Origin of the sequence: Rhizobium subbaraonis, assembly GCF_900220975.1 — a bacterium.
GTDB lineage: Bacteria > Pseudomonadota > Alphaproteobacteria > Rhizobiales > Rhizobiaceae > Mycoplana > Mycoplana subbaraonis.
In genome coordinates this window covers 279,433-304,664 of the sequence record NZ_OBQD01000006.1, presented here as the reverse complement: position 1 = coordinate 304,664, position 25,232 = coordinate 279,433, and the positions used below count along the sequence as shown (strand labels likewise).

Sequence of the window (25,232 nt, the reverse complement as noted above, 5' to 3'; positions counted from 1 at the left end):
CCGCCGCCGGTGGCAGGAAAGATTTGTCAATTGCCAAGGAGCAGCCCCGTGCGTGACCGTTTCAAACGATCGATGATGGATCGTCTGTTCTTCAATCCCGAGCGCTTCGGCGAGTTGTTCCGTCCGTTCTTTACCGACCTTGAAGCCGACCACCGGGCCGCGGGGGTCCGCAGGCGACGGGGAGACGGCCCCGGCCTCTCCGAGGCAAGGGGATTCGGCTCAAATCCCGGCAACTTGCGCATGTTCGAATACGTACCGGAAGCCTTGCCGGCCGAAGCCCCGCTCGTCGTCGTGCTGCACGGCTGTCGCCAGACGGCGGAAAGCTACGATCGCGCCGCAGGCTGGGCGTCGCTGGCGCACGAGCAGGGTTTTTGCGTGCTCTATCCCGAGCAGAAGGACGCAAACAATCCGCGCCGCTGCTTCAACTGGTTTCGGCCGAGCGAGGTGACGCGCGATCGCGGCGAACTGGCCTCCATCCGCCAGATGATCGACCATCTGTCCACCCGCGCCGGCTGCGATCCGGCCCGCATCTACATCACCGGTCTTTCCGCCGGTGGCGCCATGACGGCGGCCATGCTGGCAAACTACCCCGAACTCTTTGCAGGCGGCGCGATCTTCGCCGGCCTTCCCTTCGGTGCCGCGCGCGATGCGCGCCGGGCGCTGGCGGCGATGGAGCGGGTCCCGGGGCGCGACGCCCGCGAATGGGGAGAGCTTGTGCGCGCGGCAGCGCCTGCGCAGGGCCGGCTGCCGCCGGTGTCGATCTGGCACGGCACGGCCGATCGCACGGTCTCGATCTCGAATGCCGAGGCGCTCGTCGACCAGTGGCTCGACGTCCACGGCCTCGAACCGGGCAGCTTTTCCGAAAGCCGCGCCAAGGGCCGCCGCATCCGCCGCTGGCGCGATGCCACCGGGCGCAGCCGTGTCACCTATCACCGCATCGCCGGCCTCGGCCACGGCACCCCCGTCGCCCGCGGCAAGGGCGGCGGCTACGCCACCCGCCCGGAGCCGTTCATGCTGGAGGCCGGGTTTTCCTCGACGCTGGAGATCGCGCGGGAGTGGGGATTGCTGCGGCGGCGGTGAAGGCGGGAGCCGGCGCACCACCGGCCAATCAACTGTGGTTCCATTGCGAACGGACCAACTCATACCAGACTTCACCGTGCTCGCTGCCCGCAATGGGGGTAGGCCAATCGGCTTGTACCGTACGAACATGGTTCATGCCGATCTTTTCCATCACGCGGCGTGAGGCGTTGTTCACCGCCATCGTGCTCGCCACGATTCTCTTATAGCCATTGCTCCTGAAACCCCAGTCAATGAGGGCAGAGGCGCCTTCCGAGGCCAGTCCGTGACCCCAGTCCGCCCGGCGCAGGCGATATCCGAGCTCGGCCATCGTCTCGCTCTCCGGCCACAGACAGAACCAGCCGACGAACGCGCCGGTGGTCAGACGGCGCGCCGTCCAGACGTAGGGCTCTGTTCCCCGAGGCATGAGGAACGTGCCGTCCCCTTCGTCCCGGTCATGATCGACGGGGCGTCCTCCATTGAGAAAGCGCATGACTTCGGGATCACGCTCGAGGTCGAGGAAGTCGATGCGGTCGCTGGGACGACAAGGACTAAGCGTCAGCCGAACCGTCTGCAAAACAGCCATCGCGAACATCCATCCATGGAATCGTGGCCGCAACCCCTACTTGAGCAGCCACTCGTGCTCTGCCGCGTTGTGGAACTTCCACACCCGCTTCGGCCCGGCCATAACGTTGAGATAATAGAGGTCATAGCCGTGGCAGGTGGCGCAGGGGTGGTAGCCCTTCGGCACCAGCGTCACGTCGCCGTCCTCCACCGCCATGGCCTCGTCGAGCGAGCGGTCGTCGGTATAGACGCGCTGGAAGGCGAAGCCCTGCGGCGGGTTGAGCCGGTGGTAATAGGTCTCCTCCAGCAGGCTTTCGTTCGGCAGGTCGTCGCGGTCGTGCTTGTGCGGCGGGTAGGAGGACGTATGCCCCTCCGGCGTGATCACCTCGACCACCAGCAGCGAATGCGCCGCACCATCGTCCTCCGGCATGATGTTGGTGACGTGGCGGACGTTGCTTCCCTTGCCGCGGGAGATCTGCGGATGCGTGCCGGGCGGGATCGCGCGTGCCGCATAGCCGCCTCCGCCCGGCGCCGAGCAGACGGCGAGCTCAAGCTCCGTCTCCGCCGTCACCGACCAGTTCGAATCGGCCGGCACATAGAGCGCGTGCGGTTGCCCCTCGAACACGCTCATCCGCTCGCCGAGTACCCCGAAGCTCTCTCCGCCCGCCGTCGCCGTTCCCTTGCCGGTGACGAACACCAGGCACACCTCACGGCTGCCGGTCTCCGCCGCAACGATCTCGCCGGGCTTCATCCGGTGCAGGTCGAAGCCCACATAGGTCCAGCCGGCAGTCTCGGGCGTTACATGCGTCACCCGGCCATGGCTTCCGTTCGGCTTGACAAGCAGTTTCGGCATGGGCCTTTTCCTTTCATCCGGCATTCGAGTTCAGGCGGGCGGCCGCGCACTATCCTTTTGGAAAGCCTTCCGTCTCCACGGTATAGCCCGCGGCGGTCATGACACGTATCAGTTCTGCATGGCCGATCTCGGCCATTTTCTGCGGCGGGGCCGTGCGCGGGTCCTGCTCGGCCTCGACGACGAACCACCCCTCGTAGCCGTGGTCCGCCAGCCTCCTTACGATAGCGCCGAAATCGAGCGAACCGTCGCCGGGCACGGTAAACGCCCCGAGTGCCACCGCATCGAGAAAGGACTGCCGGCTGCGATCCAGACCGTCCACAACGGCCTTGCGAATGTCCTTGACGTGGACGTGGTTGATGCGGGTGTGGTGGTTGTCGATGGCGCGCAACACGTCGCCGCCCGCAAACGCCAGATGGCCGGCATCGAGTAGTAGCGGAATGCCTTCGCCCGATGCGCGCATGAAGGCATCGAGCTCCGGCTCGGTTTCGACGACGGCGGCCATGTGGTGGTGATAGGACAGCGGCATGCCCTGGTCTGCGCACCATTCGCCGAATTCCGTCACGCGGCGTGCATAGGCCTTCATCTCGTCGTCCGAGATGCGCGGCTTGGTCGCCAGCGGCTTGGAGCGGTCGCCCTGGATGGAACGGCCCACTTCGCCGTAGACGATGCAGGGCGCATTGACCGCCTTGAACAATGCGATCATCGGGGCGATGCGGTCCTTGTTGGCGGCGAGTTCCTCGTCGATCAGCGTGCCCGAGAACCAGCCACCGCAGAGTGTGACGTCGGCAGCGCGCAGGATCGGCAGCATCACTGCCGGATCCTCCGGGAAGCGTCGGCCTTTTTCCATGCCGGTGAAGCCCGCGCCGCGCGACTGCCGAAGGCATTCCTCAAGCGACACGTCGTCGCTGAGTTCCGGAAGGTCGTCGTTCCACCAGGCGATGGGCGACATGCCGAGTTTGGCTTTCATCGATATTCTCCATGGGATCGGACTTGCCGGGCAACGGCCTGTCCGAAAACGTGATCTCATATGGGCGTAGGTGCCTAGCCGATGCGTTGCGCTGCCAGCGCCTCGATGTAGGCTTTGCGTGCCTTGTTGACTGCTTCGCGCGGGCTCACCTCAGGCACGGCCACGTCCCACCAGTGGCCGCCGGCCTCGGTGGTAACCAGCGGGTCGGTGTCGATGACGATGACAGAGGTCCGGTCGTTACCCTTGCTCTGCTCCAGCGCCGTCTCGAGGTCGGCGATCGAGGCGACCTTGACCGCTACGGCACCCATGCTCTCGGCATGCGCGCGGAAGTCGATGTCGGGCATCGCCTCGAGCCGGGCGTCCTTGAGCAGGTTGTTGAAGTTCGCCCCGCCGGTCGCCATCTGCAACCGGTTGATGCAACCGTAGCCGCGATTGTCCAGCACGACGACGGTTAGCTTCTGCCCGAGCATGATCGCGGTCGAAAGCTCCGAATTGGCCATCATGTAGGAGCCGTCGCCGACCATGACGACGACGTCGGCGTCCGGCCGCGCCATCTTCACGCCGAGCCCGCCGGCGATCTCGTAGCCCATGCAGGAAAAGCCGTATTCCATGTGGTAGCTGCCCGGCGCGCCGGCATGCCAGAGCTTGTGCAATTCGCCCGGCAGCCCGCCGGCTGCGCAGACGAGGATGGAGTTTTCGCCGCCGATCGTCCGCTGGACGGCGCCGATCACCTGGGCATCGGAGGGCAGGGCTGCATTGGTCGCGGCTGTTGCCTTGTTCGCCGCCGCATTCCACTCGGCCTTGCGCCGCGTCGCCGCGGCTTCCACGGCCGCAGACACCTTCCAGCCGCCGAGCGCTTCCGACAGCAGGGTCAGGCCCTCGCGCGCGTCGCAGACGAGCGGCAGCGCGTCATGCTTGGCGGCGTCGAAGGCCGTGGTGTTCAACCCGATGATCCGGGCCTTGTCGTTCTTGAACAGTGCCCAGGAACCGGTCGTGAAATCCTGCAGCCGTGTGCCGACCGCCAGGATCAGGTCGGCTTCCTCGGCGAAGGCGTTGGCGGCCGAGGTGCCGGTCACGCCGATCGAGCCCATGCACAGCGGATGGTCGTCGGGAACAGCTGACTTGCCGGCCTGGGTGACGGCGACGGGGACGCCGTGCAGCCCTGCGAACGCTTTCAGCTCGACGGTTGCGCGCGAATAGAGAACGCCGCCGCCGGCGATGATCAGCGGCCGCTCGGCATGGCGGATCGCCTCGATCGCGGCGGCGAACTCGCCCGTGTCCGGCCGTGGCCGGCGCTCCGTCCAGACCCGCTCGGCAAAAAGGCTTTCGGGATAATCATAGGCCTCGGCCTGCACGTCCTGGCACAGTGACAGCGTCACCGGCCCGCAATCGACGGGGTCGGTCAAGACCTGCATGGCGCGCTTCAGCGCCGGGATGATCTGCTCGGGCCGGGTGATCCGGTCGAAATAGCGCGAGACGCAGCGGAAGGCGTCGTTGACAGTGACGGTGCCGTCGCCGAAATCCTCGATCTGCTGCAGCACAGGATCGGGAATCCGGTTGGCAAAGACGTCGCCGGGCAGGAAGAGGACGGGGAGCCGGTTGACGTGCGCCACGCCCGCTGCCGTCACCATGTTCAGCGCGCCGGGTCCGATTGAGGTGGTGCAGGCCATGAAGCGCTGGCGAAAGCTCGCCTTGGCGAAGGCGACGGCCGCATGCGCCATGCCCTGTTCGTTGTGGGCGCGGAATGTCGGCAGTTCCTCGCGCACCTGGTAGAGCGCTTCACCCATGCCGGCGACATTGCCGTGGCCGAAGATCGCAAAGACACCGCCGAAGATCGGCACCTTCCTTCCGTCGACGATCGTCATCTGGCTTTTAAGGAAATGCGCGACGGCCTGCGCCATCGTCAGCCGGATCGTGCTTGCCATCGGGTCCTCCACCCAGTGTCTCTTCTCATCCCAGTCTCATTTTCCCCCGCCCGCCTGCGGCGGGCAAGAGCGCCGCGTCCCCCTCGTCCGGCCCTTGGGACCATCGTCCGCCCGTCGGGAGAGGGGGGAGAGCGGCCGCGTCGTCACGTCTCTTCGCTCATCCCGCGCGTCCCCAGCCAAGCATCCGTCAGTTCGCCGAACCGGCCCGCCATGTCGGCAATCGCCGCCTCGTCGTCGATGCGGCCCGCGAGCCACTGCCGCGCCGCGTCGGCAAAGATCGTCCGCCCCACCGCGAACCCCTTCACCGAAGGTGCCGCTTTCGTCGCCTCGAAGGCCTTCAGCAGTTCCGCCTTCGGCGCTTCCAGCCCGAGCAGCACGATGCCGCGGCAATAGGGGTCGTTTGCGGCGATCACCGCCTCGATGTTCCGCCACGCCTGCGCAGAAGCCTGCGGCTCCAGCTTCCACCAGTCCGGCTTGATGCCGAGCTCGTAGAGCTCCAGCAGGGCGGCGGAAACCGTCTCATCCTCCAACGGTCCGCTCTTGCCGGCGATGATCTCGATCAACAGTTCGCGTCCCACCCGCCGCGCCGCCTCGAACAGGGTTCGCAGTTTCTCCTGCTGCTCGGTCTTCAGGGGTGCGGGATCGTCCGGATGGTAGAAGCAAAGGCACTTGATGCAGTGGCCGGCCGGCCACTCGACGAGCTGGGAACCGATGTCCTGGCTGAATTCGAAACGCAGCGGCCGCGAGCCCGGCAGTTCCACCGGCCGGCCGATCCAGGAGAAGTTCTTGGTCGCCGCGTCGAAAAACGCGTCGCGGCCAAAGCGCTCGTCGATCAGCATGCCATATCCCGGCCGGCCGCCGGCCACGCGCGCGGCCGCCTCCACCGTCAGCCGCTTGAAGGCTGCGATCTTCTCGTGCGGCACGCCAAGCTGGTCAGCCAGTTCGACAAGCTGCATGCGGTGGTCGCAGGCGAGCGCCATCAGCAGCGGGATCTCGCCGCGCCGTGTCGTCGCCCAGTGCACATGGTTGATCGCCTCGTCCTTGCGCAGTGCCCGGTGCGTGCTGCCGCGCTCGAGGAAATAGGAAAGTTCCGCCCAGGTCGGATATTCAGGCGAGCAGAGCAGGCGGGAGACGGCGAACGCGCCGCAGGCGTTTGCCCATGTCGCAGACGTGGCGAGATCTTCCCCGCCCAGCCAGCCACGCAGGAAGCCGGACATGAAGGCGTCGCCGGCGCCGAGCACGTTGTAGACTTCGATCGGAAAGCCCTTGCCGACGATGCCGTCCTCAAGGTCGTCGCTGATCGCGCCATCATAGACGATACAGCCCATGGCGCCACGCTTGAGCACGATCGTCGCGTCGGAGACCGCACGGATCGCCTTCAGCGAGGAGAGCACGTCGTCCGCGCCCGACGCGATCATGATTTCCTCTTCCGTGCCGATGATCAGGTCGCATTCCGGCAGCGCCGATTTCAGGAGCTGCGAGACCCGTTCGGATTTCACATAGCGCTCGAAGCCCTCGGCGTGGCCGGCGAGCCCCCAGAGGTTCGGGCGATAGTCGATGTCGAATATGACCTTGCGGCCGGCTTCCCGCGCGATCCGCATCGCCTTGCGCTGTGCGGCTTCGGTGTTCGGACGCGAGAAATGCGTGCCCGAGACGAGGACGGCGCGGGCAGATCGGATGAAGCCCTCGTCGATATCGTCTTCGCAGAGCGCCATGTCGGCGCAGTCGGTGCGCACGAAGATCATCGGCGAGACGCCCTCTGCCTCGATCGCCAGCAGAACCAGCGCCGTCAGGCGCTCGCGGTCGGTGACGATACCCTGCGTCGAGACGCCCTCGCGGGCGCACTGCTCGCGGATGAAGCGTCCCATCTGCTCGTCGCCCACGCGCGTGATCAGGCCCGATTTCAGCCCGAGCCGGGCAGTCCCGATCGCGATATTGGCCGGGCAGCCGCCGACAGACTTGGCAAACGAGGTGATGTCCTCCAGCCGGCTGCCGAGCTGCTGGCCGTAGAGATCGACCGACGAGCGCCCGATCGCGATCACGTCGAGGGTCGGTTCAGGCAAGGTGTTTGGGTCGTCGTTCGACATCGGGTCCTCCCTGCGCACGGCCGGTCACGGCCATTCGCATATGTCGAAAATGAAACATCAATTCCGAATGCTAGTCAATTCGGAATATTTGTTCCACGTCGTTTGCGTCGCCAAACCCACAGGCCCCCAAATCACTTCTGCCCGGATCGGATGCCGCCGCGCTCCTGTTGGCGGCGCTTCTCGGCGATGGCGACAGGCAGCGCCATGGCCAGTGCCATCGAGGCGGAAAGGGAACGGAAACCGCCATAGTCCGCCTCGGCCACCTCGAACCAGTGGGTGGCGCAGCCCGCCAGCGGCGAGAACGCCGAATCGGTGATCGCCACAATCGGTACGCCCCGCTCGCTCAGGGCCTGCGCCTGGCCGAGGCTTTCGGCGGCATAGGGCGAAAAGCTGACGGCGATGGCGGCATCGCGCGGGGTGGCAAATCCGGCCAGTTCTGCGTCGATCCCGTTCGGCGAGGCGATCATCTGGTGACGGATGCCGAGTTTGCCGAAGGCATAGGCCATGTGCGCCGTCAGCGGATAGGACCGGCGCTTCGCGACGAGAAAGATCGTCTCGGCACTGGCCAGAAGCGTTACGGCCCGGGAAAACACGTCCCTGTCGATGGTCGTCGCCAGGCGTGCCACCGACTGGCTGGCTGCGGCGATGAAACCGCCGAGAAGCTCGTTCTCGCCGTCGCCGTCCGTGCCCTGTTCGAGGGTCGCCAGCCGGTCCTCGTAGGAAAGCGTACGTTCACGCAGCCGTTCGCGGAACACCGTCTGCAGGTCGGAAAACCCCTCGAAACCGAGGTGATGGGCGAGGCGGACCAGTGTCGAGGGCTGTACTTCTGCGGCGGAAGCGATGCTGGCGGCGGTCCCGAAGGCGATTTCGTCGGGGTGTCCCAGCGCATAGGCCGCCACCTGCGCCAGGCGTTTCGGCATGGTTTCCTTCCGCTCGATGATGACGCTGCGCAGACTGTCGAAATCCCGCGGCACGCGGATTGCAGCACTATCCTGTTCGTCCATCCTCGGTCAGTTCCCCGGTAAAGCCTGTTGCGATGACAATGAAATGTTTATTCCATAAATATCGCAAAATGTCACTTTCATTCCGAATTGTTCCGGTCCATCATCCCCCGCACGCCACGACGGAGGAGAGACGATGGCAGCCATCGGTGTCGGTTTGATCGGTACGGGATATATGGGCAAGTGTCACGCGCTTGCCTGGAACAATGTTGCGACGATTTTCGGCGACGTGGACCGGCCGCGGCTGGTTCATCTGGCCGATCGCAATTCCGAGTTCGCCGCCGCCCGGGCCCGGGAATTCGGCTTTGCCAGGGCGACGGCCGACTGGCGCGCGCTTCTTTCCGACCCCGAGGTGGACGTCATCTCGATCACGACGCCGAACCAGTTTCACGCCGAGATGGCGATTGCAGCACTGGACGCGGGAAAGCACGTGTGGTGCGAAAAGCCGATGGCGACCTCGCTTGCCGATGCCGAGCGAATGCTGGCTGCCGCCACGCGTTCCGGCAGGGTGGCGATCATCGGCTACAACTACATCCAGAACCCCGTCATGCGCCATATGCGCAAGCTTCTGGAAGAGGGCGCGATCGGCACCGTCACCCAGGTGCGGATCGAGATGGACGAAGACTTCATGGCCGATCCGGAAGCGCCGTTTTCGCCGCGAAGCGAAAAGGCGTCCGGATACGGTGCGCTCGACGATTTCGCCGTGCATACGCTGTCGCTGCTATGGAGCCTTGTCGGCCACGCCCGATCCGTCATGACGGATCTCGGCAAGCCCTATGCCGATCGGCCGCTTGCCGACGGCGGGCGGCGCACGGTCGAAAACCACGACCAGGCCAGCGTGCTGATGCGGCTGGAAGGCGGCATTCCCGCGGTGCTGATGGTCAACCGCGCCGCCTGGGGTCGCAAGGGGCGGATCGCGCTGCAGATTTTCGGCTCCGCAGGCGCGCTCGTCTACGATCAGGAGCGCATGAACGAGTTCCAGATCTACCGCGTCGCAGGCCCGACGGGCGAGCAGGGGTTCGTCACGGTGCTCGCCGGCCCGCAGCACAGGCCCTACGACCGCTTCGTTCCTGCCCCAGGACACAGCCTCGGTTTCAACGACCTCAAGGTGGTGGAATGCCGCGAACTGGTCGCCGCCATCAGCGGAGAGCCTTTCCGCGCCGTCGACTTTGCCGCGGGGCTGCGGATCGAGCGCTCGGTCCACGCGATGGCGCAGTCCTTCGCCGAACGTCGCTGGGTGGACGTCGCATGATGTGTGAGGCGCCGCTCGGAGCCGGCTGAAATGCAAAAGGCGCGGCCATCGCCAGGCCGCGCGTCTCTCGAGCAATTCGAGCGTTCATTTCGCCTCAGAGGACGAAGTCGCTCGCATAGTATTTCGTCAGGTTGGCATAGATCTGGAAATCCGCGCTCCCATCGCCGTCCACGTCGCCGGAGATGATGTGGCCGGAGTAGCGCAGTTCGCCCGCCCTGTCGTCGAACGAATCCGTTCCGATGAACTTGAACGCCTGGTTTCCGCTGCGGTTGACGTTGGCGTCGATGTTGCTGAGATCGATCCTGTCGTTCTCGGAGCGATGGAAATCCTCGATGACGTCACGCTTGCTGCCGACGACGGAATCCTTGATCGAATCGAAGATGAAATAGTCCGAGCGCGAGCCGCCGTTCAGGATATCGTGGCCGCGTCCGCCGACGAGATCGTCGTTGCCGTTGCCGCCCAGAAGTTCGTCGCTGCCGGAGCCTCCGACAAGATAGTCGTTGCCGCTGCGGCCCGACAGGATGTCGTTGCCGCTGCCGCCCTTCAGGTCGTTGGCACCGGAGTTGCCGCGCAGCGTATCGTTGAAGCCGGTCCCCGTGGCGTTCTCGATGCTCGTGAACGTCTCCTTGTTCGAGCCCACCTTGGCGAACTTCTTGTCGAGATCGACATACACGCCGCGGCCACGCAGGTCGCTGTCGTCCTGCAGCGCATAGCTCAGCGTATCGTTGCCCGAGCCGCCGTTGAAGTAGTTGTCATAGCCGACCGAGAGGAACGTATCGTTGTCGTTTTCGCCATAGTAGTCGCTCTGCAGCGTCTCCACCTCGAACCAGTCGTTGCCGGAGCCGCCGTAGACGACGTCGTAATAGTCGTCGTCGATGGCGTAGCCGTTGTGGATATAGGTGTCGTTGCCCGAGCCGAGGTCGATCTTGTTGCCGCCTTCGAACCAGTTCTTCACATAGTCGTTGCCGCTGCCGGCCTTGACATAGTTGAAGCCGCCGTCGGGGCTGGTGAGGTTCAGGTAGATCGTGTCGTTGCCACCGTAGGTGTAGATGTCGACCTCGATGCGGCCGTTCTGCGTGGCAGTGTCACGGCCGTTGGTGCCTTCGAAAGTGTAGGAGTTGATCCAACCCATAATTTCGTCCTCTTCCTGCTATGGCGTCGATGTTGAGACCGTATGCGCGTCTTCCTGAATGCGGCTTGAACGAAGCAGCAGTCGATCGACGCATCATCCTAAGGTTGCTCGAAGTCATGGCAAAACAAGGCTGAGGAGATGGTTCTTTGATGACATCGACCGGCGAACCGTCGCCATCGCGACGCATCGTGGCCATGTTCGTTAATCAGGTTTGACGCGCACGCTCGCGGTCTCATCTGCATCCATCACGAGAAGACCATCGCGGCCCTGCTGGTCGGACAGAAACGGGTCGTCAACGGGTTCGGGGATGGGGATTGAGGGTTTGATCCGGCAAAGGATACGTGTGCCTTACTCCGCTGGCGATGGTCTCGATACACTGATTTGCGCCCGGAATGCGGGGCAGGTGCAGGCAGATTTCTGCAGCGGCCCTCCGGCAGCGCCTCCCGCTGTCGGCCCGAGGCGGACACCGGCGAGCTGAAGTCTCCGGTTTCGTTCCCGCGGGTTCATCTAGTCCCCAACCACCAGAACGTCAGGAACCTCGAAGCGCTGCTCGCCAACGCGAATGAGGTAGAGCCCGTTCTCCAAGGACGACGACGTCTTGACGTCGCCATCGGCTTCACTGCTATCGGCACCCGTGAATTCACCGCCCTTGAAAAACAGGGTACGGCTACCGCCATCGGGCCAGAACACGGTGACGTCCGAATTTCCATCGCCACGCCGCACCACGCCCGCCCTGCAACGCGTGGACGGCTGGCCTGCGACGCGTGAGCAAGGGATATCGCTGGTCGCGTTGAAGTTAGTTCCCGGCACCAGCGCATCGTTCGACGAACCGTCGGGGGCCTCCGTTGCCTGAGCGGAAATTTCGACCGTGAACTTGTATTTGCATTGCTCGTTTCGGCGCGCTGCATTGCGCATCAGATAGACACGGATGACGTAGTCGCCCGTGTCCTCGAGATTGGCAGCGAATTCATTTCCGGAATTCGATCCGGTAAAAATCGACACGTCGTTCGATCCGGGCGGAAGGACGTTAAAGTAGCAGCTTTGATTGTTCGGCTCGAACAGCACCGACATCGCCTGTCCGGCTTTCGCCCCGACACGATAGTCCTTCCCGTCATAGCCCTTGATCGTTCCATCAAGCGTGGCGGAGGTCGCGCCGGGTTTGAAGTGGACAACCTGCTCTGCCGCGACCGCGGCCAGGACGGGCAACAATGCCACTGCTGCAAACGTCAGAATGCCAGTTCTCATCGGCCATCTCCGATCATTCCGCCAAAGGATCAAACGCAGGCGGCGCATCAGCGCCTCGCGTCTTGTCGCTTCAGCCTAGTTGCTTGCCAGGCCTTCGTCCAATGAATCGAATCCTGCAAAGTTGAGCTCCATTCAACTTCGGCCTTGCCATGATGACGATGACAGTCAGTATGGGCTTGCCGGGGAAGGCCTGCCCATCGGCATCGCTCCCAAGCTCGCTGAAGCGGGGTATCGGGAGGGCTTGCAGGCAAGATGCCAGGCAGGCTGGCTCAACCGCGGGATTATCGCGCATGAACTACAATTTGCGCAGCCTCCAGGCCTTGGAAGCCGTCTATCGACGCAGGTCGGTTGCACATGCGGCAGGTGAACTGAACGTTACCGCCAGTGCGATCAGCCACCAGTTGCGGAAGTTGAGCGCGGACGTCGGCGAATGGCTTGTTCGGAAATCCGGCAGAGGGGTCGAGCTGACGGAAGCCGGAGAACGGCTGGCGGTGATTTTCAGATCACATGTAGGAGCCTGGCATGAAGCATCTCCCGTTGATCGCATGCGCCTTGCTTGCCCTTTCCGGCTGCGAAACCAGTTCGCCTGCTGCCGGCGACGGTACGACCAGCTCTGGATGCCCTGTTGACGTTTCCGAGGCAGACCGTGCCAAATATCCCACCTGCAACTGAGCAGGTGCGTTCCGCTCCACCCTATATCCAGCAATTTTGAACATCGCGATGGGAGTTATCAATGCGTTCGATTTTTAGTGGAGTTGCACTCTTCTCGATCGTTGCGCTGGCTGCGAGCACAGCAGGTGCGGAATCGTCCAAAGACAAGCACAGGCGACACCAGCAGGAAGCTGCTGCAGCCGTTATCGGCGCCGCGGCCATTCTGGGCCTCGGTGCCCTTGCCCATAGTTCGGATCATCACGACAACGGCAATCACTATTCGGATGCAGGCGCCGAGGCCTGGTTTGAGGAGGGCTATCGCGATGGGCTCTACGGAACCCCCTACAACACGGGCGCACCAAGCGAAGCCTACGCACCAGGCTACAATGCCGGCATCAGCGAGCGTGAACGCCAGCGGCAGTCGGCCTACCGCCATGATGGTTCTGGCGGCAAATCCAAGTCCGCTGGGCTGGCCAAGCGCGGCTGCATCGGCGAGGCGTCGGCATACTGGGGCATCAATCCCCGCGATATCCATGCCGTCAAGGTGGTGCACGGGGAAGTTCAGGCTGATCGCAACACGTTCCTGGTGGAAGTGAAGTCCGGCCGCCTTCACGGCGTTTGCGACATGCGCGGCAACGGCGACATGGCCGGCGACTTCGCCGACGGTCAGCGTCTTTAACTGCTCAGATCAGGACGGCCCGTTTCTGATTCTATGTGGAACTGGCCCGCCAGACGGCCAGGACCACTGAATGATGTGACGAATTTCTGTTCTTTACTCGTGCTTTACGTCCCGATTCGCGTCGGATCGCTTGTGCTTGGCAGCGTGCCTTGACGTCCCGACAAGGTCTGCAAATACGTTGGATACTCGGCGATGACGGCGCCAAACCAAGGCCTCTAAGGGCTCAATGAAATCAAGCAAGGTCAAGTGGCGGAGAAGAAGGGATTCGAACCCTCGATACCGTTTCCGGTATACTCCCTTAGCAGGGGAGCGCCTTCGACCACTCGGCCACCTCTCCGTCGCGGTCCTGATATGGGGAATCGGATGGGCGATCAAGCCTTTTTTCTGGTTGGCCGCGTGCAACCCCGTATTTTGATGGCGCGGATGTTGGCGGCCAAAACCGGAAACGTCGTGCGAACTTAGCTGGCGGCGCAATATTTCGACACAGCCCTGCAGACGCTCGGAATCCAGGAGTGGCATCCTTGCGCCATTGCGCGTGGTCGGGCGCGCCCTTGTCCATTCATGCCCTGTTCAACTAGGACCCTCATTATATGGGGCGTACATTGAAAGGGTGGATTATGAAAAAACTTTCTGTTGTCGTCTTGGCTGCGCTGACTGCATTCTCGGGCGTTTTGCCTGCAGGCGCAGCACCTTTTAGCCCCGCAGTGAAGCAGCCGGCAATAAGCTCCGTCGATGTTTTGGATGTGCAGTATCGCCGGGATGATCGCGGTCGCGACCGGCACTATCGACGTCCGCCGCCGCCACGCCACGGTTGGCACAACGGTCACAGGGGCTACCGGGGCTACCGGCCCGGCTATCGCCGCCACAATGATGGATGGTGGTACCCGCTGGCTGCGTTCACCGCAGGTGCGGTGATTGGCGGAGCCATCGCAAATCCGGGCGTAGCAGCGCCGCCACGCGGCATGAGCCAGGCGCATGTCGACTGGTGCATGTCCCGATACCGCACCTATCGTGCCTTTGATAACAGCTATGTGCCGCAGGTCGGTGTCCGGGCGCAGTGCATCTCGCCCTATCGCTGAGGTCCGCGGTCTTTTTGTGCGAAACCCCGTCGCCGGTCAGCCGGCGGCGGGGTTTTGTCTGTTGATGGGTGTGACCAAGGCGCGCAAGGGCGTGGCACCGCTGCCGGACGCCCTGCGACATGGCTTCCTAATGCGTGTCGCGCGCAACCCAGCGGTAGAACCAGAAGACGGCGGCGAAGAAACAGAGGAGCTGGACAAGTTGAAAGGTCATATTCGTAGATTCCCGGCTTCCCCTCCCACGTCCGGCATTAATATTTCATTAAGCATTCATCAACTGATATTGCCGCTCCAGCCTGTGGACAAACCGTTCACAAGACGAGATGGCGGCAACGCTGTCTCGACGTCGATCGGAGGTTGCCCGCAAAAGGCGCATCAGGTGCTGCCCTGCATCACCTGATTGGGTTAGGCCGCCTGCAGTAGGCACGGCATGCGTTCATGACCTGGTCCGCCCGTGTTCGATCGCTGTTCATTGTCGATTTAGCAGTGCCTGCATTAGGGGGTTGGAATTCGTCGTGGCGGTCGAGCGGGACCCCACGGGCGAATCGGCAGATTCCGCTTGGCTGTTCGTCGCTATCAGCGTAAAAATTTTCTCGCACTTCGATATCGATCTTTCGATCTAGAACTCGGTGCTTACGTGATGGGCGCGAGGCAGGACGCGCCCGGAGTCGTTGCAAGGGAGGCGTGCATGATTACGCGCTTTATCCGTGCCGACGATTTCGTCGGGCCGGAGGATCTCAGCATGTTGCAGGAGGTCTTCGACGATCTTTGCAGGGAATGTCTTCTTTCTCAGCATTCCGCCGCCGCGGACGAACTGGCACGGCAGATCATCCAGTTCTACAAGGCCGGGGCGCGCGATCGCGAAAAGCTCAAGGCGACGGTCTGCCCGAGATTGCGCCGACCGACCGGCTGATCCCGAACGTCGGCGCGCCTCCGCTGCCCTAGGCGCAGGCGCTCAACTCTGGCCACTTAACACCGGCGCTGCGGCCTGGCGAGCCGTTAGACCCGCGCTCATGGCCGAGATCACGAAACGTTTATGACAAGTTGCTGAAACCAAACCGTGCTCTGACACGTTTAATGGTCTCAGAAGGTGTGGCTTGTTGGGAGATGGACTTTGAGCAGAGGAAGCGGAGCAGAAAAGTCTGTGACGATCGTCAAGCAGAGCGGCAAGTGGGTCGTGACGGTGCGGGTCGAGACAAGTTCGGTCCATACCGCGTTTTCAACCGAGGAAGAGGCGCGGCGCTTCGAAGCCTATCAGCGCGACAAGCTCGGCCTGGTCTAGGCCCGAATTTGGAGCCAGGGGAACCAGATCTACGGTCGCCCAGCCGCGGCGACTGTTCCAAAAGCTGTTCACAACAGCCTCTTGCGCCCGCATTGCCGGCAGAAAGCCGCATTTCTTGGGTCTCCTCGTGATTCGAGGCGCACCGAAAGCTGAACCATCGGTTGCGTTTATTTGCGGCGGACATCTGTTATCCACTATCCACGAACGGGGATGCGGTGATTCGCGAATGCGCGGGACCCTTAGGGGGCGCGCCGGCCCGATGTTACGAGGAGACGAGACATGACGAATGCCCGGACCCATGAGGTCGCGGAAATGCGCCCGAAGATCACCGTGATCGGCGTCGGCGGCGGCGGCGGCAACGCGGTCAACAACATGATCACTGAGGATCTGCAGGGCGCTGACTTCGTCGTCGCCAACACGGATGCCCAGGCGCTGACCATGTCGAAGGCCACCCGCATCATCCAGCTCGGCGCCGATATCACCGGCGGCCTGGGGGCCGGCGCCCATCCGGAGATCGGCCGGGCGGCTGCGGAAGAATCGATCGACGAGATCATGGACCATCTGTCCGGCACCCATATGTGCTTCGTCACAGCCGGCATGGGCGGCGGTACCGGCACAGGGGCTGCGGCCGTCATCGCCCAGGCTGCCCGCAAGGCCGGCATCCTCACCGTCGGCGTCGTCACCAAGCCGTTTTCGTTCGAAGGCCGCCGCCGCATGCAGATGGCCGACGAGGGGATCGCACGGCTGCGCGAAAGCGCCGACACCGTCATCGTTATTCCCAACCAGAACCTCTTCCGCGTAGCGACCGCCAACACCACCTTCGCCGATGCGTTCATCATGGCTGACCGCGTGCTCTATTCCGGCGTCAGCTGCATCACCGACCTGATCGTCAAGGAAGGTCTGATCAACCTCGACTTCGCCGACGTTCGCGCCGTGATGAAGGACATGGGGCGCGCGATGATGGGCACCGGCGAGGCGACCGGCGAGGGCAGGGCGATGAAGGCTGCGGAAGCGGCCATCGCCAACCCGCTGCTGGACGAAGCCTCGATGAAGGGCGCCCAGGGCGTGCTGATTTCGATTTCCGGCGGCAATGACATGACGCTGTTCGAGGTCGACGAAGCTGCCTCGCGTATCCGCGACGAAGTGCACCACGACGCCAACATCGTCGTCGGCGCCATCTTCGACCAGGAGCTCGCCGGAACCTTCCGTGTTTCGGTGGTCGCAACCGGGCTGGGCGCGATGGAAGGCGAAGCGGGCGCGCATCCCGAGGCCCAGGTCGTCGTCAACTTCCAGCGATAGCGCCCCCGCGCAACCGCGTCCGTGCAATCGGGCGCGGCACGAAATTGAAAGCCGCTTGCGTGCAGCCCGCGCGAGCGGCTTCTTCGTTGGGATCAGGAGCGGGACTGCCCGTTCGGATCGCGATCAGAAATTGCGTTGCAGGCGGATGACGCCTCCCCAGTCCTTTGCGTTCGGCCCCGCCTTTTCGTCCATGCGATTGCGGTAGTTGATTTCCGGCGCCACTGTGAAGCCCGGTGCGATCGTGTAGGTCATGTTGAGGGCCGCCTCCGCATCGCCACCCTGATCGAAGTTGGCGGAGGCGTTCATGGCAGCCTTTTCCGTCATCTTGAAGGTGCCGCCGACCCACAGGGCCCAGTCGCCGCTCCAGCGGGCATAGTTGTTGGGTTCGCTGCCGTTGGTGTTCCAGCCGCCCATCGCGAAGAGTTCGACCGGCCCCAGCGTCCCGTCCATCCGAAGCTTGACCGCGCCGGCATTCATCGATTCGTCGTATCCGCCGACCGCGCGGATCCTGAAGCCTTCCGCGCTGTAGCCGAAAGCGGCGACCAGGTCGGGCATATAGTCGTCGTCTGGCTTCGCCGCGTCCGCCACCACGCTGCTATTAGCATCGCTGTCGTCTTCCGCCGACAGTGCGAAGCTCAATCCTGTTTCCTCGCCATAGGTGTAGCGGATCTGCGTCCGGCCGAAGTCGCCGTAGTTGACGTCGTAGTAGTCGTTGATCGTGTTGCCGGCATCTCCGGTGAATTCGGTGTAGAGCGTGTCTGAGTATCCGACCCGCAGGCCGCCGAGTTCCAGGTAGGCGTTCTCTATGTTGAGGCTCGTCGGCCCGTTGTCGACGTTCTCGATCTCCGCCTCGCCATAGGTGGAGAGGGTGCCGTGCTCCGTATCGGCCGCCGAGGACAGGCGCAGCGCCAGCCGCGACCGCGTCGACCACGAATCGCCGCCGCCGCCCGGAACGGTGTCCTGTTCGTTCGGATCGCCGCCTGCGGCCTCCACGCGAAGATATCCGCCGACCTTCAGGCAGGTTTCTGTCCCTGGAATATAGAAGTAGCCGGTGCCGAACGCGTCGCAGACGCGAACGTAGGACGCAGGCTCGGGCGCCGCGCTCAGGCTCGCATCCTCGGCGTGTGCTCCGCACGCCGGAATAAGAAGCGCTGCAAAGGCGGCAAGTGGTGTCTTCATGCGCATTGCCTGTGTGGTCGGTTTTGACCCAAAGCATGCCGATGCGGCAGGATCTCAGCCGCCGGTCCGTTTGCGCCCGGTCCCGTTATCCCTGTCGTCGATGTCGCCGCCGCCGATGTCGAAGCGGATGCTCCCGCCGATTCTGATACAGGTCTGGGTGCTGCCCAGCGGCGAATATCCCGGGCCGAAGTGGGCGCAGGGATTCGTCGGGCGTGATTCTTCTGTCTGGTACTGCCCGATGGCTTCCTCGGCCGACACATAGAAAGCAGGCCCGGCAGCAAAGCACGTCGCCAAGACAAGTCTGATCGCGGCGCGGCCCATACCCTGCACTCCATGAAACTTGAAACCCGGTCGAAGTCATGTTCGCCGATCCTCCCGTCGCAAGCAAGGCAATTGAGATCCGGCGCTCTTCCCTCGCGGCGATGGCAGCTTGATATCGAGCGGCAATGTCTCGGAGTTGCTTATTTAATTTGAGAATAACTTGAATATTTCCACATAAAAATAAATATAAATCTGTTAAGTCTAAAAAAATCTCGGACAGTTAGTTGAAAATTTGGCCATGTTTCCATATTAAAAGAGTATACGTAAGGCACATTTTTGATACTAGAGATACGATATGTTATCTTTCTCGGCCGAAATATGCATATGAATCCGATAGTTGCCTTATATTAGCGCTATCTTCCAGTGTTATTATTGCAACAACAATGGGAGTCTATTTGAATTATAGTTCGGATATTCGCCGTTCACGGTTGCGTCGTTTGCCGCGGGCTGCAATGTGGCGGTCAGCAGGTCGGGGCACCCACCCGGGCATGCGTCAGTCGGACGGATGGACGAGGAGTTCGCCCGCCGACGCAATCGGATCAGAATGTTTGACTGGAGGTCAAAAATGAACATCAAGAGCCTTCTTCTTGGCTCCGCTGCAGCTCTCGCAGCAGTATCCGGCGCACAGGCTGCCGACGCGATCGTCGCCGCTGAGCCCGAGCCGATGGAATATGTCCGCGTCTGCGACGCGTTCGGCACCGGCTACTTCTACATCCCCGGCACCGAGACCTGCCTCAAGATCGGCGGCTACGTCCGCGTCGACATCTCGGGCGGCGACGTCAACGGCCAGAACACCTTCCCCGGCGGCGGCGGCGACTCCTGGAACACGCGTACTCGTGTTGCCCTGCGCCTCTCGTCGGCAACCGACACCGAATACGGTGCCCTGAAGACCTACACGGAAGTTCGCTTCGACCGTGACAACAACACGGACTCGGACACCTACCTGCAGGAAGGCTACATCGAGCTCGGCGGCTTCCTGGTCGGTTACACCGACTCGGCATATTCGAGCTTCACCGGGTTCGGCAACAACAACATCAACGACTACTACGATGTTGACTACGGTGACTTCCAGTCCACTCAGCTGACCTACAAGTACGACACGGGCGCCGGCTTCACCGCCGTGTTCTCGATCGAAGACGGCAGCGACAGCAACGACGACGGCTACAACACCTACACCAACTACGACAGCTACGTGCCGAACCTCGTTGCCGGTGTTGGCTACAATGGTGGCGTCTGGCAGCTCCGCGCAGTCGGCGGTTACGACGACTACGCCGAGGAAGGCGCAATCAAGGTTCGCGGCGACGTTACGTTCGGTCCGGTCTCGCTCTTCGCAATGGGCGGCTGGAACACCGACGGCGACGTTCAGAACAAGTACGCTCGTTGGGATGGCGACTGGGCTGTCTGGCTCGGCGGCACCTATTCGCTGACCGAAAAGGCAACCATCAACGCTGGTGTCAACTTCGACGACGGCGACAACGTCGAAGCCGCTCTGAACGTTGCCTACCAGGTGGTTCCGGGCTTCACGGTCATTCCGGAACTCAACTACCGCAGCGACATGGACGAGAAGGCCGGCCGCGAGGCCGAAGACTGGGGCGGCGTCATCCGCTTCCAGCGCAACTTCTAATCTCCTCCAGGGGATTTCGGAAAACCCGGCGTCGAGCCGGGTTTTCCACATCTGGCCCGGCCGCTGATTCTCGAATCGGTACAGCTGTGGCTGGCAGATTCGTTCGGGACGGCGCGGCCGAAATGGGCTTGGGACTTCGCTGCCTGCAGCAGTCATGGGGCTGTATGCGGTGCGAATCCCCGCATTCCGCCGCCTCGATGGGCCCCGTCCGAACCATGCCCGGCGCGCTTAAGTAGCCGGATCCTAAGCTTTTTTATTAACGACCGGTAAATTTTCTCGGTCCCTGGTTACAGTTTTGTGTCCTTTGCGCAACACGGTAACCGGAAGCATGAGCCAAACGCTCGCTTCCGGCTGTTTGGAGATTGCGCCGGTCTGATCGTCTTGTATTTTCAACTCCGGAAGCAGGGGCGGTGATCGTCCTCTTCTTGAAGTTGGGGATGGGGCAGGGAACGCTGTCCTTCAGCAAAAAGACCCAGACCCGAATGAAACTTTTGACTGGAGGTCAGAAAATGAACATCAAGAGCCTTCTTCTCGGCTCCGCTGCTGCTCTCGCAGCAGTATCCGGCGCTCAGGCTGCCGACGCAATCGTCGCCGCTGAGCCGGAGCCGATGGAATACGTTCGCGTCTGCGACGCGTTCGGCACCGGCTACTTCTACATCCCCGGCACCGAAACCTGCCTCAAGATCGGCGGCTACCTCCGCGTTGAGTGGAAGGGCGGCGACGTTCAGGGCACCGGCCAGAACACCTTCCCCGGTGGCGGCGGCGACTCCTGGAACACCCGTACCCGTGCGACCCTGAAGTTCTCGACGGCTACGGACACCGAATACGGTGCGCTGAAGACCTACGCTGAAGTTGAGTTCCAGAAGGACAACAACAACGGCGGCTCCACCAACCTGGCACACGGCTACATCGAATTCGCCGGCTTCCTGCTCGGTTACACCGACTCGCTCTTCGCTGGCGGCTACATCGGTGGCGGCTACTCGAACAACGACTACATCCTCGTCAACTACGGTGATACGGCTCGCAACCAGATCCGTTACACCTACGGCGACACGAGCAACGGCTTCTCGTTCACGGCTGGCGTCGAAGACAGCAGCGACAACAGCGGCGACTTCCTGGGCGACAGCGACAAGGTCGACACCTACGTTCCGAACGTAGTCGGCGGCATGAGCTACTCGACCGGCGGCTTCCAGGCATTCCTCGTTGGCGGCTACGACGCTGTCGTCGAAGAAGGCGCCATCAAGGGCCGTATCAACGCGACCTTCGGTGCATTCAGCGCATACGTAATGGCCGGCTGGAACACCGACGGCGACTACCAGAACGACTACGCTCAGTGGTACGGTGACTGGGCTGTCTGGCTCGGTGCGAAGTACCAGTTCACCGAGAAGCTCGCTATCTACGGCGACTTCAACTTCATGGACCAGGGTGCAACGGACAGCGACGGCAACTTCACCGACGCTGGCAAGTTTGAAACCTCGATCGGTCTCGACTACGCTATCGTTCCGGGCTTCAAGGTTCGTCCGGAAGTCAGCTACGTAGCCGACTACGACCAGATCGCTGGCGACAAGGCTGAAGATTGGGGCGGCATGATCCGCTTCCAGCGCGACTTCTAATCTGATCTGACCTCGGTCAAATTGGAGAGAGCCCGGCCCAAAGCCGGGCTCTTGCCGTTTGACGATGCCCTGATGTTCGCGCAACGGGGCCGGCACCGGTCTGAGCGACGTTTGCTCCGCGCGCTGCCAGAAAAGGGCGCTGCGAAGGGCTATCCGAAAAGAGGATTGGCAAGGCGGGACTTTTCCGCCCCGATCGATCCGGAGGTCAGATGGATTGAATAAAGTCCACGACCGCAGAAAAGACGTCCCGCCTGTGCAGGAGCGGCGCATGGCCTTGTCCGGTGGCCAGGTGCCGTCGCAGACCGGGATGACGCCGGGACATTTCGGCAAGCGTTTGCGCCGAAAGAAGCGTCGAATGTTCGCCGCTGATCGCCATCAGCGGCATTTTTCCGAAAGCTTCGAATTGCGCCCAAAGATTGGGCAGGGGGCTTTCGAAATCCAGTGTCAGCAAATGCTGTGCGATGGCCGGATCGAAATCGGCATGGATGCCGCCGTCCTTTTCCACATAGACCGCCTCCGCCATGTCCCGCCAGTCTTCGTCCGAAAGCACCGGGAAGTTCGCTCCGTGCGTTGTCCGGAGAATTCCCTCCGCCTGCGTCCAGTCGCGCGGCCGTTCGCCGCGATTGAGGTAGCGTGCAATCTCCCGCAGCCCGGCGGGTTCGATGACGGGGCCGATGTCGTTGAGGATCGCTCCAGCCATGAGGTCAGGGCGCGAAGAGGCGAGAACATGTAGGATCAGGCCGCCGCGGGACGTTCCGACGAAGACGGCGCGATCGACCGACAAGGCGGAAAGGGCGCTCAGCACATCGCCGCATTCGGTCGCGATGTTGTAGTTCGCCTTGTTGTCGTCCCATGCGGAGCGGCCGCGGCCGCGATAGTCAATTGCCACGACGCGCCGTCCGGTACGTTCGCGCACGGCGATCGCAAAATGATGGAAGTCACGCGAGTTTCGGCTCAGTCCCGCAAGGCAGATGACGGCCGCCTTGCCTGCCTCTCCTGCCGATATCGCTTGATAGTCCCGTGCATAGAGCGACAGGCCGTCTGTTGCGGTGAAGACTATTTCGTCGAAGCAGCGAGCGGTTTCCTCGTTCATCACGTTCCTTCATCCGGTGTCGCCTGTGTCGCTGAGCGCGAATGCGCTCAGCGCCCCATGCGCAGGTCTTGCACGATGTCGGCCTTCTGGCCCAGCCGGGTCTTGTAGACCTGATAGTTCTCCATCACCCGCTGAACGTAGCTGCGTGTCTCCGAAAAGGGAATGCGCTCGACCCAATCGACGACCTCGTCGATCGGCTTGCCGCGCGGATCACCATAGCGCTGGATCCACTGGTCCACCCGGCGCGGGCCGGCGTTGTAGGCAATAAAGGTCAGGACATAGGAACCATTGAAATCGCTGATCTGCTCGCCCAGGAAATGCGCTCCAAGCGTAGCGTTGTAGGCGGCATCGCTGGTCAGCCGCTCGGCGGAGTAGGCGATGCCATAGCGCTTTGCGACCCCCTGTGCGGTGCCCGGCAGCAGTTGCAGCAGGCCGCGGGCGTTGGCCGGTGAGACAGCGGCCGGGTTGAAGGCGCTCTCCTGCCGGGCGATTGCATAGGCCAGCGCCTTGCCGGAGCCGGATATGTTGGCATTGGCGGGGATGACGCCGACGGGAAACGCCAGCGCGGCGACGTCGATGCCGCGGCCGAAGGCGATCTTGCCGATCTGGAGCGCGAGCTGATGGTTTCCTGCCGTCTCCGCCCTTGCGGCGAGAAGCGCCAGTTCGCCGGGGCTCTGCAGTTCCTCCGCAAGCGCGCGGTAAAGGCTCTCGACCCGAAAGCCGTGTCCCGCTGCCGTTAGCCGGTCGATCGCCTGCACGGCTTCCCGCGCCTGGAAGCGGTCACGCTCCGCAGCGCTCGGCTTGGGATAGCTGACGTTGAGGTTCGTCTGACCGATGCGCGCGGCTGCCAGTTGCCCGTAGTAGGTGCCGCCGAAGTTGGCGGCCTTAGCGTAATACTCGCTCGCCTGCGGCGAGCCTTCCGCCTCCGCCGCCCGTCCCATCCAGTACCAGGCGCGGGAAACGGCGAGCGGCCGGTTGGACACGCGCAAGATGCGCTGGAAGTGCGTGGAGGCGGTCTTGGCGTCCTTCAGTCCGCGCAGGGCATACCAGCCGGCATGGAACTCGGCCTCGACGACATCGGTCTCCCTCTTCGCGGCATGGTGTGCCGCGAGCCGGTATGCCGTCTTGAAATCACCCTGGTCGGCCAGGCCGCGGCTTGCGATTCGTTGCTCCACCCACCATGCGGAAGCGGCGGCGGCGTTACCGTCTGGCGGCGTTTCGCCCGAAAGCAGCCTGGCGGCAAGCGCGTAATCGTCCTGACGGTTCGCCAGTTCGGCCCGCAGGAACGTGTAGGCCGGGTCCTTGTGCCACGAGGGATCGACGGCCTTAACCAGCGTGTCGGCGTTCTTCGCCTTGTTGATCACCGCAGACCAGGCGCGCCAGAGCGACTGCGCCTTGGCGAGGTCGCCAAAGCGCTGCGCCTGCGTGGCCCGTTCGCGATAAAGCAGCATTTCCATGCGCTTGCGGTGATCGGCAACGGTGAGGATCGTCCCGAACTCGGAGAGGATTTTCGTCTCCGTGTCGCGGTCGAGCGTGTTGGCCTGCCAGAACGGGCGCAGTGTTTCGGCGGCGGCGGCGGCGTCGCCCCGGGCGAGGCGGGCGCGCGCCAGCGTCATTGCCCCTTCGACCGTTTCGGCCCGGGTCGTGCCGAAAGCGGCAAGCACCGCGTCGGGAGCGGGGTTTTCGTTGGCCATCGCCCTTTCGGAGCTGGCCCGCAGAATCTTCAGGCCCGGCCAGCCTTTCAGGGATTTTTGCGCCGCCGCGATCTCGTAGGACGGCACGCTCCTTTGTCCGGAAACCGCAATCGCCCAGGTCAGGATGTGCCGGTCGAGACTGTCCTGCGGCATGCCGTTGCGGATGCGCAATGCGGCCGGCACGTCGCGGTTCGAAAGCGCGTCAAGACCGCTCTTGAGGTCGGGCGCGACCTGTGGCGCCCCGTTGAAAACTGCGATCGCCGCAGTCGTTTCGTGCGACGGCATGCCGGCTGCAAAACCCAGCGGCTTTATGCGGGGCAGCGGCACCTTGCCGGCCGGAAGTTCATCGGCGGCGGACGGCGCAGCCATCGCCGACGCGAGCAGGATAAGTGCTGCAATGCCTGTGGTTCTGGTCATCAAGAGCCTGGCCCGCCGAATGTTCCCCGTGCGCGAAGCGCGTCCGTAACCGTCTGGTATGATTAGGGTCTCGTTTCGTTAATGAAGCGTTACCATGTGCCGTTCGCTTTCGCCGACATTCGCTTGCAGCAATCAGGATATGGCATGTTCCGGGCCTTGTCCGTGAATGATGTGCGAAGTCAGAAAACGCGTTTTGCGCCGCTTGCCGCCCGACCGCCACAT

23 protein-coding genes and 1 tRNA gene are annotated in these 25,232 nt (G+C 62.9%); 11 read left to right on the top strand and 13 right to left on the bottom strand.

All coding sequences use genetic code 11. The features are described from left to right. The first annotated feature begins 48 nt into the window (after positions 1-48). Positions 49-1,080 carry an extracellular catalytic domain type 1 short-chain-length polyhydroxyalkanoate depolymerase gene (locus tag CRO48_RS11510; RefSeq protein ID WP_245423492.1) on the top strand — a complete coding sequence of 344 codons (1,032 nt, stop codon included), beginning with the start codon at positions 49-51 and terminating at the stop codon, positions 1,078-1,080. Positions 1,081-1,108: 28 nt separating this feature from the next. Here CRO48_RS11510 and CRO48_RS11505 read toward each other — a convergent pair whose 3' ends face one another. The 6 genes from CRO48_RS11505 to CRO48_RS11480 all read right to left on the bottom strand — a co-directional run bounded on the left by CRO48_RS11505 (position 1,109) and on the right by CRO48_RS11480 (position 8,456). Beyond that, complete coding sequence (locus tag CRO48_RS11505) at positions 1,109-1,642, bottom strand: GNAT family N-acetyltransferase (protein WP_097139286.1); 534 nt, start codon at positions 1,640-1,642, stop codon at positions 1,109-1,111. 36 nt (positions 1,643-1,678) lie between these two features. Then, entirely contained in the window at positions 1,679-2,473 is a 795-nt protein-coding gene (iolB, locus tag CRO48_RS11500; RefSeq protein WP_097139284.1) for a 5-deoxy-glucuronate isomerase, read from the bottom strand. A gap of 49 nt (positions 2,474-2,522) precedes the next feature. Further along, entirely contained in the window at positions 2,523-3,440 is a 918-nt protein-coding gene (gene iolE / locus CRO48_RS11495) for a myo-inosose-2 dehydratase (protein WP_097139282.1), read from the bottom strand. 74 nt (positions 3,441-3,514) lie between these two features. Continuing rightward, complete coding sequence (gene iolD / locus CRO48_RS11490; protein WP_097139280.1) at positions 3,515-5,365, bottom strand: 3D-(3,5/4)-trihydroxycyclohexane-1,2-dione acylhydrolase (decyclizing); 1,851 nt, start codon at positions 5,363-5,365, stop codon at positions 3,515-3,517. Between the two features lie 143 nt (positions 5,366-5,508). Then, positions 5,509-7,452, bottom strand: a complete 1,944-nt coding sequence (locus CRO48_RS11485; RefSeq protein ID WP_097139278.1) for a bifunctional 5-dehydro-2-deoxygluconokinase/5-dehydro-2-deoxyphosphogluconate aldolase — start codon at positions 7,450-7,452, stop codon at positions 5,509-5,511. A 131-nt stretch (positions 7,453-7,583) separates the two neighbouring features. After that, positions 7,584-8,456 carry a MurR/RpiR family transcriptional regulator gene (locus CRO48_RS11480; protein WP_097139275.1) on the bottom strand — a complete coding sequence of 291 codons (873 nt, stop codon included), beginning with the start codon at positions 8,454-8,456 and terminating at the stop codon, positions 7,584-7,586. 133 nt (positions 8,457-8,589) lie between these two features. Between CRO48_RS11480 and CRO48_RS11475 the strand changes: the two genes are divergently transcribed. Next, positions 8,590-9,705, top strand: a complete 1,116-nt coding sequence (locus CRO48_RS11475) for a Gfo/Idh/MocA family protein (RefSeq protein ID WP_097139273.1) — start codon at positions 8,590-8,592, stop codon at positions 9,703-9,705. A 94-nt stretch (positions 9,706-9,799) separates the two neighbouring features. Here CRO48_RS11475 and CRO48_RS11470 read toward each other — a convergent pair whose 3' ends face one another. Continuing rightward, entirely contained in the window at positions 9,800-10,837 is a 1,038-nt protein-coding gene (locus tag CRO48_RS11470; RefSeq protein ID WP_097139272.1) for a calcium-binding protein, read from the bottom strand. A gap of 507 nt (positions 10,838-11,344) precedes the next feature. Continuing rightward, on the bottom strand, positions 11,345-12,130 hold the full coding sequence (locus tag CRO48_RS11465) for a hypothetical protein (protein ID WP_141402041.1): 786 nt from the start codon (positions 12,128-12,130) through the stop codon (positions 11,345-11,347). Between the two features lie 101 nt (positions 12,131-12,231). Between CRO48_RS11465 and CRO48_RS11460 the strand changes: the two genes are divergently transcribed. Both CRO48_RS11460 and CRO48_RS11455 read left to right on the top strand, forming a co-directional pair. Beyond that, positions 12,232-12,711, top strand: coding sequence for a LysR family transcriptional regulator (locus tag CRO48_RS11460; protein ID WP_342588263.1), 480 nt, complete (start codon positions 12,232-12,234; stop codon positions 12,709-12,711). 104 nt (positions 12,712-12,815) lie between these two features. Further along, on the top strand, positions 12,816-13,412 hold the full coding sequence (locus tag CRO48_RS11455; RefSeq protein ID WP_097139268.1) for a hypothetical protein: 597 nt from the start codon (positions 12,816-12,818) through the stop codon (positions 13,410-13,412). Between the two features lie 247 nt (positions 13,413-13,659). On the opposite strand, the gene CRO48_RS11450 is transcribed toward CRO48_RS11455, so the two are convergent. Continuing rightward, positions 13,660-13,749: transfer RNA gene (locus tag CRO48_RS11450), tRNA-Ser, on the bottom strand. Between the two features lie 280 nt (positions 13,750-14,029). Between CRO48_RS11450 and CRO48_RS11445 the strand changes: the two genes are divergently transcribed. The 5 genes from CRO48_RS11445 to ftsZ all read left to right on the top strand — a co-directional run bounded on the left by CRO48_RS11445 (position 14,030) and on the right by ftsZ (position 17,069). After that, positions 14,030-14,491: a BA14K family protein gene (locus CRO48_RS11445; protein WP_097139266.1), complete on the top strand. Its 462-nt coding sequence runs from the start codon at positions 14,030-14,032 to the stop codon at positions 14,489-14,491. Between the two features lie 64 nt (positions 14,492-14,555). Further along, on the top strand, positions 14,556-14,888 hold the full coding sequence (locus CRO48_RS31790) for a hypothetical protein (RefSeq protein ID WP_141402040.1): 333 nt from the start codon (positions 14,556-14,558) through the stop codon (positions 14,886-14,888). A gap of 288 nt (positions 14,889-15,176) precedes the next feature. Next, on the top strand, positions 15,177-15,401 hold the full coding sequence (locus tag CRO48_RS11440) for a hypothetical protein (RefSeq protein WP_097139264.1): 225 nt from the start codon (positions 15,177-15,179) through the stop codon (positions 15,399-15,401). A 201-nt stretch (positions 15,402-15,602) separates the two neighbouring features. Further along, positions 15,603-15,770: a hypothetical protein gene (locus CRO48_RS32165; protein WP_176526724.1), complete on the top strand. Its 168-nt coding sequence runs from the start codon at positions 15,603-15,605 to the stop codon at positions 15,768-15,770. 279 nt (positions 15,771-16,049) lie between these two features. After that, entirely contained in the window at positions 16,050-17,069 is a 1,020-nt protein-coding gene (ftsZ, locus tag CRO48_RS11435; protein WP_097139262.1) for a cell division protein FtsZ, read from the top strand. 123 nt (positions 17,070-17,192) lie between these two features. On the opposite strand, the gene CRO48_RS11430 is transcribed toward ftsZ, so the two are convergent. Together CRO48_RS11430 and CRO48_RS11425 are read right to left on the bottom strand one after the other, a co-directional pair. Beyond that, entirely contained in the window at positions 17,193-18,248 is a 1,056-nt protein-coding gene (locus tag CRO48_RS11430; protein WP_176526723.1) for a porin, read from the bottom strand. A 54-nt stretch (positions 18,249-18,302) separates the two neighbouring features. Next, on the bottom strand, positions 18,303-18,569 hold the full coding sequence (locus CRO48_RS11425; RefSeq protein ID WP_097139258.1) for a porin: 267 nt from the start codon (positions 18,567-18,569) through the stop codon (positions 18,303-18,305). Between the two features lie 565 nt (positions 18,570-19,134). On the opposite strand from CRO48_RS11425, the gene CRO48_RS11420 reads away from it, so the two are divergent. After that, on the top strand, positions 19,135-20,193 hold the full coding sequence (locus CRO48_RS11420) for a porin (RefSeq protein ID WP_097139256.1): 1,059 nt from the start codon (positions 19,135-19,137) through the stop codon (positions 20,191-20,193). Positions 20,194-20,702: 509 nt separating this feature from the next. Further along, positions 20,703-21,806 carry a porin gene (locus CRO48_RS11415; RefSeq protein WP_097139254.1) on the top strand — a complete coding sequence of 368 codons (1,104 nt, stop codon included), beginning with the start codon at positions 20,703-20,705 and terminating at the stop codon, positions 21,804-21,806. Positions 21,807-22,011: 205 nt separating this feature from the next. On the opposite strand, the gene CRO48_RS11410 is transcribed toward CRO48_RS11415, so the two are convergent. Together CRO48_RS11410 and CRO48_RS11405 are read right to left on the bottom strand one after the other, a co-directional pair. Then, positions 22,012-22,899 (bottom strand): alpha/beta fold hydrolase, encoded by an 888-nt coding sequence (locus CRO48_RS11410; protein WP_097139253.1) that lies wholly within the window; start codon positions 22,897-22,899, stop codon positions 22,012-22,014. Positions 22,900-22,946: 47 nt separating this feature from the next. Further along, the gene (locus tag CRO48_RS11405; protein ID WP_407071914.1) at positions 22,947-25,010 is read right to left on the bottom strand and encodes a lytic transglycosylase domain-containing protein; all 2,064 of its coding nucleotides are present in this window, start codon (positions 25,008-25,010) and stop codon (positions 22,947-22,949) included. Positions 25,011-25,232 lie beyond the last annotated feature (222 nt).

Bases quoted from the DNA above. Each gene is read 5' to 3' on its own strand.
- CRO48_RS11505 (WP_097139286.1), bottom strand. From the start codon at position 1,642: ATGGCTGTTTTGCAGACGGTTCGGCTGACGCTTAGTCCTTGTCGTCCC.
- iolB (WP_097139284.1), bottom strand. From the start codon at position 2,473: ATGCCGAAACTGCTTGTCAAGCCGAACGGAAGCCATGGCCGGGTGACG.
- iolE (WP_097139282.1), bottom strand. From the start codon at position 3,440: ATGAAAGCCAAACTCGGCATGTCGCCCATCGCCTGGTGGAACGACGAC.
- iolD (WP_097139280.1), bottom strand. From the start codon at position 5,365: ATGGCAAGCACGATCCGGCTGACGATGGCGCAGGCCGTCGCGCATTTC.
- CRO48_RS11485 (WP_097139278.1), bottom strand. From the start codon at position 7,452: ATGTCGAACGACGACCCAAACACCTTGCCTGAACCGACCCTCGACGTG.
- CRO48_RS11480 (WP_097139275.1), bottom strand. From the start codon at position 8,456: ATGGACGAACAGGATAGTGCTGCAATCCGCGTGCCGCGGGATTTCGAC.
- CRO48_RS11475 (WP_097139273.1), top strand. From the start codon at position 8,590: ATGGCAGCCATCGGTGTCGGTTTGATCGGTACGGGATATATGGGCAAG.
- CRO48_RS11470 (WP_097139272.1), bottom strand. From the start codon at position 10,837: ATGGGTTGGATCAACTCCTACACTTTCGAAGGCACCAACGGCCGTGAC.
- CRO48_RS11465 (WP_141402041.1), bottom strand. From the start codon at position 12,130: ATGCGCCGCCTGCGTTTGATCCTTTGGCGGAATGATCGGAGATGGCCG.
- CRO48_RS11460 (WP_342588263.1), top strand. From the start codon at position 12,232: ATGATGACGATGACAGTCAGTATGGGCTTGCCGGGGAAGGCCTGCCCA.
- CRO48_RS11455 (WP_097139268.1), top strand. From the start codon at position 12,816: ATGCGTTCGATTTTTAGTGGAGTTGCACTCTTCTCGATCGTTGCGCTG.
- CRO48_RS11445 (WP_097139266.1), top strand. From the start codon at position 14,030: ATGAAAAAACTTTCTGTTGTCGTCTTGGCTGCGCTGACTGCATTCTCG.
- CRO48_RS31790 (WP_141402040.1), top strand. From the start codon at position 14,556: ATGGGTGTGACCAAGGCGCGCAAGGGCGTGGCACCGCTGCCGGACGCC.
- CRO48_RS11440 (WP_097139264.1), top strand. From the start codon at position 15,177: ATGATTACGCGCTTTATCCGTGCCGACGATTTCGTCGGGCCGGAGGAT.
- ftsZ (WP_097139262.1), top strand. From the start codon at position 16,050: ATGACGAATGCCCGGACCCATGAGGTCGCGGAAATGCGCCCGAAGATC.
- CRO48_RS11430 (WP_176526723.1), bottom strand. From the start codon at position 18,248: ATGAAGACACCACTTGCCGCCTTTGCAGCGCTTCTTATTCCGGCGTGC.
- CRO48_RS11425 (WP_097139258.1), bottom strand. From the start codon at position 18,569: ATGGGCCGCGCCGCGATCAGACTTGTCTTGGCGACGTGCTTTGCTGCC.
- CRO48_RS11420 (WP_097139256.1), top strand. From the start codon at position 19,135: ATGAACATCAAGAGCCTTCTTCTTGGCTCCGCTGCAGCTCTCGCAGCA.
- CRO48_RS11415 (WP_097139254.1), top strand. From the start codon at position 20,703: ATGAACATCAAGAGCCTTCTTCTCGGCTCCGCTGCTGCTCTCGCAGCA.
- CRO48_RS11410 (WP_097139253.1), bottom strand. From the start codon at position 22,899: ATGAACGAGGAAACCGCTCGCTGCTTCGACGAAATAGTCTTCACCGCA.
- CRO48_RS11405 (WP_407071914.1), bottom strand. From the start codon at position 25,010: ATGACCAGAACCACAGGCATTGCAGCACTTATCCTGCTCGCGTCGGCG.